At 64.4% G+C, this 10,494-nt stretch carries 10 protein-coding genes and 1 riboswitch; of the genes, 6 read left to right on the forward strand and 4 right to left on the reverse strand.

Annotated features, from left to right (window positions below; genetic code table 11):
• Nucleotide 1: 1 nt before the first annotated feature.
• Entirely contained in the window at nucleotides 2-154 is a 153-nt protein-coding gene (locus tag ACFPWW_RS09515; RefSeq protein ID WP_377311507.1) for a hypothetical protein, read from the reverse strand.
• Between ACFPWW_RS09515 and ACFPWW_RS09520 the strand changes: the two genes are divergently transcribed.
• Nucleotides 90-245: an entericidin A/B family lipoprotein gene (locus ACFPWW_RS09520; RefSeq protein WP_112569658.1), complete on the forward strand. Its 156-nt coding sequence runs from the start codon at nucleotides 90-92 to the stop codon at nucleotides 243-245. The genes ACFPWW_RS09515 and ACFPWW_RS09520 overlap by 65 nt on opposite strands.
• A 6-nt stretch (nucleotides 246-251) precedes the next feature.
• On the opposite strand, the gene ACFPWW_RS09525 is transcribed toward ACFPWW_RS09520, so the two are convergent.
• Together ACFPWW_RS09525 and ACFPWW_RS09530 are read right to left on the reverse strand one after the other, a co-directional pair.
• Complete coding sequence (locus ACFPWW_RS09525; protein WP_112569660.1) at nucleotides 252-602, reverse strand: hypothetical protein; 351 nt, start codon at nucleotides 600-602, stop codon at nucleotides 252-254.
• Between the two features lie 33 nt (nucleotides 603-635).
• Entirely contained in the window at nucleotides 636-1,634 is a 999-nt protein-coding gene (locus ACFPWW_RS09530; RefSeq protein WP_377311484.1) for a glycine betaine ABC transporter substrate-binding protein, read from the reverse strand.
• Between ACFPWW_RS09530 and ACFPWW_RS09535 the strand changes: the two genes are divergently transcribed.
• Nucleotides 1,609-1,893 carry a hypothetical protein gene (locus ACFPWW_RS09535; RefSeq protein WP_377311485.1) on the forward strand — a complete coding sequence of 95 codons (285 nt, stop codon included), beginning with the start codon at nucleotides 1,609-1,611 and terminating at the stop codon, nucleotides 1,891-1,893. The genes ACFPWW_RS09530 and ACFPWW_RS09535 overlap by 26 nt on opposite strands.
• Before the next feature lie 401 nt (nucleotides 1,894-2,294).
• Nucleotides 2,295-3,752: a cobyric acid synthase gene (locus tag ACFPWW_RS09540; RefSeq protein ID WP_377311486.1), complete on the forward strand. Its 1,458-nt coding sequence runs from the start codon at nucleotides 2,295-2,297 to the stop codon at nucleotides 3,750-3,752.
• On the opposite strand, the gene ACFPWW_RS09545 is transcribed toward ACFPWW_RS09540, so the two are convergent.
• Entirely contained in the window at nucleotides 3,749-5,539 is a 1,791-nt protein-coding gene (locus ACFPWW_RS09545) for a chloride channel protein (protein ID WP_112569793.1), read from the reverse strand. The two genes, ACFPWW_RS09540 and ACFPWW_RS09545, sit on opposite strands and share 4 nt — an antisense overlap.
• A 207-nt stretch (nucleotides 5,540-5,746) precedes the next feature.
• Nucleotides 5,747-6,141: riboswitch (cobalamin riboswitch) on the forward strand.
• A 351-nt stretch (nucleotides 6,142-6,492) separates the two neighbouring features.
• Between ACFPWW_RS09545 and cobU the strand changes: the two genes are divergently transcribed.
• The 3 genes from cobU to ACFPWW_RS09560 all read left to right on the forward strand — a co-directional run.
• Nucleotides 6,493-7,002 carry a bifunctional adenosylcobinamide kinase/adenosylcobinamide-phosphate guanylyltransferase gene (cobU, locus tag ACFPWW_RS09550; RefSeq protein ID WP_377311487.1) on the forward strand — a complete coding sequence of 170 codons (510 nt, stop codon included), beginning with the start codon at nucleotides 6,493-6,495 and terminating at the stop codon, nucleotides 7,000-7,002.
• Between the two features lie 3 nt (nucleotides 7,003-7,005).
• Nucleotides 7,006-8,052, forward strand: a complete 1,047-nt coding sequence (gene cobW / locus ACFPWW_RS09555) for a cobalamin biosynthesis protein CobW (protein ID WP_377311488.1) — start codon at nucleotides 7,006-7,008, stop codon at nucleotides 8,050-8,052.
• Between the two features lie 9 nt (nucleotides 8,053-8,061).
• A partial coding sequence (locus ACFPWW_RS09560; protein ID WP_377311489.1) for a cobaltochelatase subunit CobN occupies nucleotides 8,062-10,494 on the forward strand: 2,433 nt, incomplete at its 3' end.

Here is a 10,494-nt window from a genome sequence, read left to right on the forward strand (position 1 = left end):
TTCAGCCGGTGAACTTTTCGCTCACGAATGCGTTATCCCGCCCGGGCGGCATCCGCCGTTCGGGTTGATTTAAAAAAGGGATTTCACACATGACGACCACGGGTAAAATCGCATCCGCCTTGATGATCCTTCTTGCGCTGTCTTCCTGCGCCAACACGATCCGCGGCATGGGCAGGGACACAGCGAATGCCGTCAATGCAACGCAGGATGCCGGCCGTAGCGTCGATCGCGCAGCGAAGAGGTAATTGTTTTCAGATTTTTGATGCCGGATAGGCTTTTTCGAGACCGCCGGATCGGGTCAGCCCGGTCCGGAACGCCGCATAGGCGGGGTGCTGGCTGGAACGGGCCGCCTCCATGAGCCTGATCTGCAGCCGGGCGGGCGCGGCTTCGCCGATCCACTTGCCAAGCGTTTCGAGCTTCAGCGAATTGAGAAGACGCGCGGAGGAGGCGAGATCGAGATGGCGATGCAGGCCGTCGAGCAGGTTGTCGTCCTGAGCCGGATTTTCCATCAGCAGCGACAGGTAGGATTTGTCGGTTTGCGAAAGCGCCGCGAGTTTTTCCGCGACGGTATCGCGATCGGGGAAGGGCACCGTGCCAGTCATAGCGAATCGTCCAGTCCTTGTTGTCGGGACGGTTTATAGACTGGCCTTGACCTTCTCGGCTACATCGGCCGGAACCCAGCGGCTCCAGAGTTCCTCGTAATTCTCCAGGAAATAGAGGGCTGCGTCCTCGTCGTCCTCGCCGTTTTCATCCTTCCAGGCCAGGACCTGGCTGATCGTTTCGTTGTCCCAGCTGCGGATCTTCAGGTAGTTCATGACCGGGCCGGCACGGTCGGCAAAAGCCCTGGTCGTCAGCGTGAAGGCCTGCGACACCGGATAGGCGTTCACCTTGGGATCGGCGCAATGCGGCACCGAGGTGCAGGCGTCCCATTCGGCCTGATCGTGCGGCACGCCGAAGCCGAGCTGCTTCATGTCGTATTTGCCGAGAACCGATGTCGGCGACCAGTAATAGCCCAGCCAGCCGACCTTGTTGTCGAAGGCGCGGGCAATGGAATCGTCGAAATCGTCGGGGCTGCGGCTGTTCACCAGCGTAAAACCCAGCTTGTCGGCGCCGAGCGCCCGGAAGAGGTTGCTGGTCGAGATCTGGCAGGCCCATTCTCCCGGGCAATTGTAGACCGCGGCATGCGAGGGATCGTCGGTATCGGGAAAGAGTTCGGGATGTTTGAGCGCATCCTGCACGGAACGGATATCCGGGTTGGCGTCGGCGATGAATTTCGGGATGTACCAGCCCTCGACCGCGCCGTCGGCCAGAATTTCGGCGCCCTTGACCAGCCGGCCGGCGCTGATGGCGGCATCGAGCTGCGGCTTGACGGCCTTCACCCAGAATTCCGAGGCGATATCGGGCGTGCCGCTGTCGTTCATGGAGGCGAAGGTGGGCAGCGTATCGCCGTCGACGATGGTGACGGAGCAGCCGTAGCCCTTTTCCAGGATGAATTTGTCGAAGCTCGCGGCAATGGCGGCGGAGCCCCAGCGCATCTCGGCAATCGAGACCTTGCCGCATCCGGCGGCCTGCGCCTCCGACATTCCGGCATACAGGCAGACGGCAAGAATGAACGACGTGAAAAATGTCTTCATTATACTTCCCCGGAATTTTCATGTGATCGAACGCGCATGCACCGGGCAATCAGCCGACAAATCTCTCCGCCGCTTCAGGGTGCCAACCGCCCGGCCGCAACTGGCTCTGCCGGGCTTTCCTGTCTGCGGCGCCGTTCGTCTCGCTTTCCGGCGGCTCGTCGCTGGCCATTTCTATCGATGGCTGATTATGAGCAAACCTATTGATTTGCGAGAAGAAATCAACTCTCTTTTCCGTGTAGGTCACGAACTAAATTATTGAATCCGAAGAATTTATACAGGCGCTCGGACGGAGGCGGCCGCATGTGCCGCCGGGCGAAATTCCCCCTGCGCGGCGCCGGCCGAAAGCGGTTCCGGCAGCAGAAAATTCGAAAAAGTTCAAAAAAGGTCGAAATTCGCCTCCCGGCGGGCGTTCACTAACCATCCGGTAAGAATGTGCCGTTATCTGTTGATGCGCGGCGGGGGACAACCGCTGCTTTTCCGGATCAGGTATTGCGTCCCGGAAAAAGCGAGCTTCATTGCGTATTGGTGAAGGCGCCAGCGTTTTTCGGCAAACCGCGTAGGGCCATGGCCCGATCGCGGTTTTCGCATTTCAGGCCCTCTGTTGACCTGGGATCGGCCCGCATTGTAGGCCTGCCGGAAATGCTTCACGGACAGGGGCCAATGACCAGAGCCATCATGCTGCAGGGAACCGGCTCGGATGTCGGCAAGACGGTGCTGGTGGCGGGGCTTTGCCGGCTGGCGGCCAATCGCGGCCTGAAGGTCAGGCCCTTCAAGCCGCAGAACATGTCGAACAACGCGGCCGTTTCCGACGACGGCGGGGAGATCGGCCGGGCGCAATGGCTGCAGTCGCTCGCGGCCCGCACGCCGTCTTCCGTGCACATGAACCCGGTGCTGCTCAAGCCGCAATCCGAAAACGGCAGCCAGATCATCGTGCAGGGCAAGGTGTTCGGGCAGGCGAGGGCGCGCGACTACCAGCGGCTGAAGCCGCAGCTCGTCGCTTCCGTGCTGGAAAGCTACGGCAAGGTCTGCGAAGGGGCCGAGCTCGTCATCGTCGAGGGGGCGGGTTCGCCGGCCGAAATCAATCTGCGGGCCGGCGATATCGCCAATATGGGCTTTGCGACGCGCGCAAACGTGCCCGTCGTGCTTGTCGGCGATATCGACCGCGGCGGCGTGATCGCCTCGCTCGTCGGCACCCATGCGATCCTTCCGGAAGAGGATCGCCGGATGATTTCGGGCTATATCATCAACAAGTTCCGCGGCGATGTCAGCCTGTTCGACGACGGGATCGCCTCGATCGGGCAATTCACCGGCTGGCCCTGTTTTGGCGTCGTGCCCTGGCTGACGGCGGCCGGCAGGCTGCCGGCGGAGGATTCCGTCGTGCTGGAGCGGCTGGCGAGGGGACGCGCCGGAGCGCTGAAGATTGCCGTGCCGGTGCTGCCGCGCATTGCCAATTTCGACGATCTCGACCCGCTGCGCGCCGAGCCCGATCTCGAACTCGTCTTCGTGCGGCCGGGCGAGCGGCTGCCTGCCGATGCGGGGCTCGTCATCCTGCCGGGCTCGAAATCGACCATTGCCGATCTGGCCGATCTGAGGGCGCAGGGATGGGACCGCGAGATCGGCGCCCATGTCCGGCGCGGCGGAAGGGTGATCGGCATCTGCGGCGGCTACCAGATGCTGGGCCGGCGGGTGCGCGATCCGCTCGGCATCGAGGGAGCGGCAAGCGAGATCGAGGGACTTGGGCTGCTCGATGTCGAAACGGACATGGCGCCGGAAAAGACGGTGCGCAACAGCCGCGCGCATTCGGCCGAATATGACGTGCCGCTGTCGGGCTATCAGATCCATCTCGGCGTAACGTCCGGGGCCGATTGCGAGCGGCCGGCGGCCATCGTCGACGACGAGCCGGATGGCGCGGTTTCGGCGGACGGGCGCATCATGGGCACCTATCTGCACGGACTGTTCGGCTCCGATGCCTACCGGGCGCGGCTGCTCGCAAGCTTCGGGCTTGCGGGCGAGCGGACCAATTATCGCGAAAGCGTCGACCGGGCGCTGGACGAGGTTGCCGCCGAGCTGGAGCGTCATCTCGACGCCGGTTTTCTTTCGGATCTCGTTGGCAGCTAGATCTCGCCCGAGACCTCGCGGCGGCGGCGGTCGAGCTCTTCGCTGTAGCGGCGCAGCGTATGGCTTTCGCTGAGCTGGCCGATCACCTTGCGCTCGATGAGGTTGTTGACGACGGCGAGCGCTTCGCTTTCCGTCTTGTCGAAGATCGCGGCGGCCTGTTTGGCGTTCATCTGCGGCTGCAGGAAATCGTTCCTGTAGCGGATGAAATCGGCAAGCTTCTGGCCCTCGTCCTGCGTGCTCGTCGGATTGGCGTAAACCTCCGGAACCAGCACGAGGCCGGCATATTTGTCGTGGTCGTCGACGAGGATGACGCGCTGCGTCGAGCCGATCGGGAAGGCCTGCCTGAACTCGTCGAGGGTGAGGCTGTTTTTCGCTTTCTTCACGTCCGAGCGCATCAGCCTGTCGACGGTGAGGTTGCGGATCCAGCCGACGTCGTGGGCGCTGCGGATGCTTTCGCCGCGCAGATGGAAGCGCCACGTGGCGAAGGAATAGCCGAAGGTGGTGCGCACCACGAGCGAGGAGGTGATGACGGCGGCGAGCACCAGGGCGGTGATCGGAAAGTCGCCGGTGATTTCCAGCGCCAGGAAGGTCATGGTCAGCGGCCCGCCGATGACGGCAACGGCAAGCGAACTCATGCCGACCACGGCATAGATGACGGGCGTCAGCGTCGCATCGGCGAAATAGGGGGCGCAATAGGCGAAGAGCTTGCCGAGCAGCGCGCCCATGAAGAGCGAGGCGAAGAACAGGCCGCCCCTGAAGCCGGAGCCGATGGAGACGGCGGAGGCCACCGATTTCAGCAGGAAGAGGCCGATGAGGGCCGGGATGGTCACCTCATGGGCAAGGTTGAGGTGCAGCGCCCCGTGGCCGGCGGCAAGCACCTGCGGCGAGACCAGCGCCAGCAGGCCGACGATGATGCCGCCGAGCGCCGGGCGGAAGGGCAGCGCGATGGAACTCTTGCGCGCCAGTTCCTCGACGAAGGAGACGCCCTGCATGATGAGAATGCCGATGCCGGCGCAGAAGGCGCCAAGCGCGATGGCCGGCACGTAATCGGCCGGCTGGACGGCGCCGAAGCTGCCGACGTCGATGACGAAATCGCTGCCGGCCAGCAGCCGCGCGACCAGCGTGGCGACGAGGGCCGCGACGACGACGGGTGTCAGCGAGACGATCGTGTAGGTGCCGACGATCAGCTCGAAGGCGTAGAAGGCACCCGTCAGCGGCGCGTTGAAGGCGGCGGCGATGGCGCCGGCCGCGCCGCAGCCGACGAGAACGCGCAGATCGGCGCGGCGCAGCTGCAGCTTCAGGCCGAACTTCGAGGCGATGCCGGCGGCAAGCTGCGTGTAGCCGGCCTCCAGCCCCACGGACGCGCCGAAGCCGTTGGACACGAGATTCTGGACGGCGACGAGGATGCTGTCGGTCAGCGACAGGCGGCCGCCATGCAGCGCGTTGGCCTCGATCGGATCGACCATCGGCTTCTTGCGCCATCTGGCGAGGATGAAGATCAGCAGGCCGAGGAGGGCGCCGCCGGCAATCGGGGCGGTCATCAGCAGGAACTTGCTGTCGATCTGCGAGGCGCTGAGCCTTGCCGTCCCGTCAATGCCGAAGATCAGCCTGTGCATCTGTTCCGAGACATAGCTCATGGCCGTGACCGCAAGCCCCGAGGCGATGCCGACGAGCGCGCCGGCAAAGACCATGCCCATTTCGCTGTGGCGCACGAGCGCCCGCAGGCGTCCCAAATCGAAAATGGTGGTGAGGGGCCGGAAACGGCGGATATCCATTCGGGAGAGCATCATGGGGAAACTAGGCGGCATGAGTGGGGGTCAAGGGCGGAGCCGGCATCCGCATGAGCGGCAATTGCGGCAAAATACCGGCTGGGCGGTAAAGTTTTTATGACGTAAGTTTTTGAATAAACTCGATAATCTTGGTAGTGTAAGTCGAGATGAACGGCTTTGGCACATCGGCCGGCAATTGACACGGGGATTGCGCGCGCCTAACCATGAAACCACATAATGGATGGTTCCGGATCGGCTTGCGCCTTCCGGATGAAAAGGGAATGTGACGGGGCGGACCCAAGCCGGGCGCCTTCATCACAGCCGACCCCGCGACTGTAGAGCAGTCAGGGTCTTCCGTCCGGCATGTGCGCCGCTGCGCCGACGGCCTCGCATTCCGCGGGCGGGCAAGGCGGAGCAGGTGCCGGAAAAGCCACTGGAAATGCATCGTGATCAGCCGGGGCAGGACGCCTCTATTTCTACGAATCGTCCGCCTTTTCACGACAGGCAGCCGGGAAGGCGAGGCGGATCCGCTGGCACGATCAGGGGCGACCTGCAGAGGTCGCCCCGGTCGGGGCCGATAGCTGCGAGCCAGGAGACCTGCCATCCGTGCCGGGCATAATGCCCAATCTGGGTATCTTGCCCGCTGCCAGCACGGAGGTTGTCTTGGCTGAAGAATGCGATTCGGCGCTGCCTCGTGTGGTGAGATGTGGGGGTGGTGTTTCGACGCCCGTCGGTAATGGGGTTCTGGCGCCTGACGGTGGTAGGCCCCTGGCGCGCGCTTTCCTCTCCTCCCTCATTCCTGTGCTTGTCACAGGAATCCAGCCACGGCGCGTCTGCGCCGTGAATGAATCTATGCCATCGTTGAACGAGTCTCTCGTGCCCAAGGACTTGGGCACGCTGGATTCCTGTGACAAGCACAGGAATGAGGGGAGGAGAGAGGGGCACGCCCTCTCTCCCAGGGCAGCATTATCATGACCGCCACCTTCATCCTCGGCGGCGCCCGTTCCGGCAAATCCCGCTTCGCCGAAAATCTCGTCACCGCAAGCGGCCTCGAGCGCCATTACGTCGCCACCGGCCGCGCCTGGGACGACGAGATGCAGGCGCGCATCGACCAGCACAGGGCCGATCGCGGCCCCGCCTGGACCACGCATGAGGAGCCGCTCGATCTTGCCGAGCGGCTTGCCGCCATCGACGGCGAGGGCCGGGCGGTCCTCGTCGATTGCCTGACGCTGTGGCTGACCAACCTGATGATGGAGGGGGGCGATATCGCCGCCCGGTCGGCCGCGCTTGCCGCCTTCCTGCCGCGGGCAAAGGCGCGGCTCGTCATCGTTTCCAATGAAGTCGGCCTCGGCATCGTGCCGGAGAACCGCATGGCGCGCGAGTTTCGCGACCATGCCGGACGGCTGCACCAGATGATCGCGGCGCAAGCCGACGACGTTTATTTCATCGCGGCCGGACTGCCGCTGAAAATGAAGGGTTAGACCATGCAGCAGAAAATTCCCGCAACCGTCATCACCGGCTTTCTCGGCGCCGGCAAGACGACCATGATCCGCAACCTGCTCACCAATGCCGGCGGCAGGAAGATCGCGCTCATCATCAACGAGTTCGGCGATCTCGGCGTCGACGGCGACGTGCTGAAGGGCTGCGGGGCGGAGAATTGCACCGAGGACGACATTATCGAGCTGACCAACGGCTGCATCTGCTGCACGGTGGCCGACGATTTCATCCCGACCATGACGAAGCTTCTGGAGCGCGACCAGCGCCCGGACCATATCGTCATCGAAACCTCGGGCCTTGCCCTGCCGCAGCCGCTCGTCGCCGCCTTCAACTGGCCTGACATCCGCAGCGAAGTGACCGTCGACGGCGTCATCACCGTGGTCGATAGCGCGGCGGTTGCCGCCGGGCGTTTTGCCGACGACCACGATGCCGTCGACGCGCGCCGCGCGGCGGACGAATCGCTCGATCACGAAAGCCCGATCGAGGAACTGTTCGAGGACCAGCTGACCTGCGCCGACCTGATCGTGCTCAACAAGACCGATCTGATCGATGCCGACGGGCTTGGCCGCGTGAAGAGCGAAGTCGCCTCGCGCATCGCCCGCAAGCCCGTGATGATCGAGGCCAGGAACGGCGAGGTGCCGGCCGGCGTGCTGCTCGGCCTCGGCATCGGCACGGAAGACGATATCGGCAACCGCAAGTCCCATCACGAGCTGGAGCATGAGGACGGCGCGCCGCACGACCATGACGAATTTGACAGTTTCGTCGTCGAGCTCGGTGCCGTCCCGGATGCGGCCGGCTTCGTCGAGAAGCTGAAGGGCATCATCGCCGAACATGACGTGCTGCGCCTGAAGGGCTTCGTCGATGTTTCCGGCAAGCCGATGCGCCTGCAGCTGCAGGCCGTGGGGGCGCGCGTCGACCAGTATTTCGACCGCGCCTGGGCGCCGGGTGAAACGCGCAATACACGCCTCGTCGTCATCGGCCTGCACGAGATGGACCAGGACGCGGTGCGCAAGGCGATCGAAGCGCTCGTCTGAGGATATTGAATGCATCTGCTTCTCGCCCAGCAGGGAACGATCAGCGACGGGGACGAGGCGATCGACCTCGGCCAGTCGCCGGGCGATATCCTGTTCCTGTCGGCCGCCGATACCGAGCTTGCGGCGGTTGCCGCGGCGCATGCCGGCGGGGCGGGCTATTCCCTGAGGCTTGCGAGCCTGATGAGCCTGAAACATCCGATGTCGGTCGATACCTATGTGGAACGCACGGCGCGGCATGCGAAGCTCATCATCGTGCGGGCGCTCGGCGGGGCGAGCTATTTTCACTATGCGCTGGAGGCGCTGCATGCGGCCGCCGCACGCAGCGGGGCGCTGATTGCGGTGCTGCCGGGCGACAGCAGGCCGGATGCGGGGCTGACGCCGTTTTCGAACGTGGCGCTGGAGGATCTGAACGCGCTCTGGGCCTATCTGATCGAGGGCGGGGATGCCAATGCGCGGGGCTTTCTCGCCTATGCGGCGGCGATGCTTTCGGGCGAGGAGAAGCCGGCGCCGGCCGCGCCGCTGATGAAGGCGGGGATCTGGTGGCCGGGGCGGGGGCTGGTTGGGGTTGAGGAGTGGAAGGAGTTTACCGGTTCGGTCTTCGCCCCAGCGGGGAGAAGATGCCCGACAGGGCAGATGAGGGGGGCGAGCGACGCAAGGAGTGAGCAACAGGAACACGATGCAGACGTTTGTGGGGTGGCCCCCTCATCCGACCCTTCGGGCCACCGACCGGGGTCGAGCCGCGGGTCTCGACCCGTCCTTCGGACCCCCGACGGGGAGAAGGGACGGTCGTTGCCCATCGTCGCCATCGCCTTCTACCGCGCCCTCGTGCAGAGCGGCGAAACCCGCCCCGTCGAAGCCCTGATCGAAGCCCTGCAGGCGCAGGGCCTGCGGCCGCTGCCGGTCTTTGCCTACAGCCTCAAGGACCCCATCTCCAAAGGTATCCTCGAATCTATCTTCGCCGAGCTCAAACCCGACGTCGTCATCAACACGACAGGCTTTGCCGTCTCTGCACCCGGCGCCGATCGCGAGCCGACGGTGCTGGAGGCCAATGACGCCGTCGTGCTGCAGGCGATCTTTTCCGCCTCGTCGCGGGAGGCCTGGGCCGGTTCCTCGCAGGGGCTGTCGGCCCGCGATCTCGGCATGAATGTGGCGCTGCCGGAGGTGGATGGCCGCGTGCTGTCGCGCGCCGTCTCCTTCAAGGCCGCCGCCCGCTACGATGCTGATGTCGAGGCCAATATCGTGTCCAGCGAGCCGGATGGCGGGCGCATGGCCTATGTCGCGGCCCTTGCCGCCAGCTGGGCGCGGCTGCGGCAGCGGCCAGTTTCGGAGCGGCGGATTGCGCTTGTCATGGCGAACTATCCGAACCGGGACGGACGGCTCGGCAACGGCGTCGGGCTCGATACGCCGGCCGGGACGATCGAGGTGATGCGGGCGATGGCGCAGGCGGGTTATCCGCTTGCCGATATTCCCGCCGATGGCGACGCGCTGATGCGGCACCTGATGGCGGGGCCGACCAATTCCGGCTTCGACGGCAAGGTGGTGCGCGAGACGCTTTCCTTGAGTCGATACAAGGGCTTCTTTGGCTCTCTTCCCAATCAGATTCAGGATGAGGTGACGGCGCGCTGGGGGGATCCGGAGGCCGATCCCTATCTGCGTGACGGTGCTTTCGCTCTGCCATTCGCGCGTTTCGGCGGGCTGCTTGTCGGCATCCAGCCGGCGCGCGGCTACAATATCGATCCCAAGGAAAGTTATCATTCGCCGGATCTCGTGCCGCCACACGGCTATTTCGCCTTCTATGCCTTCCTGCGCGAAGAGTTCGGCGCCGATGCGATCATTCACATGGGCAAGCACGGCAATCTGGAATGGCTGCCGGGCAAGGCGCTGGCGTTGTCGGAAACCTGCTACCCGGAAGCGATCCTCGGGCCGCTGCCGCATCTTTATCCCTTCATCGTCAACGATCCCGGCGAGGGCACGCAGGCCAAGCGCCGCACGGCCGCCGTCATCATCGATCACCTGACGCCGCCGCTGACGCGGGCCGAGAGCTACGGGCCGCTGAAGGATCTGGAGGCGCTGGTGGATGAATATTACGAGGCTTCGGGTGGCGATCCCAGGCGTATCCGGCTCCTGTCGCGGCAGATCCTCGAGCTTGTTGCCGATATCGGGCTCGACCGGGATGCGGGGATAACCAAGGGCGAGAGCGAAGGCGAGGCGCTGAAGAAGCTCGATGCCTATCTCTGCGATCTCAAGGAGATGCAGATCCGCGATGGCTTGCATGTGTTCGGGGTATCGCCGGAAGGACGGTTGCTGACGGATCTCACCGTGGCGCTGGCGCGGGTGCCACGCGGGCTGGGCGAGGGCGGCGATGCGAGCCTGCAGCGGGCGATTGCGGGGGATGTGTTGCAAAACCCCTCCCCAACCCCTCCCCACAAGGGGGAGGGGCTT

Origin of the sequence: Rhizobium sp. GCM10022189 (genome assembly GCF_042656325.1) — a bacterium.
Taxonomy (GTDB): domain Bacteria; phylum Pseudomonadota; class Alphaproteobacteria; order Rhizobiales; family Rhizobiaceae; genus Rhizobium.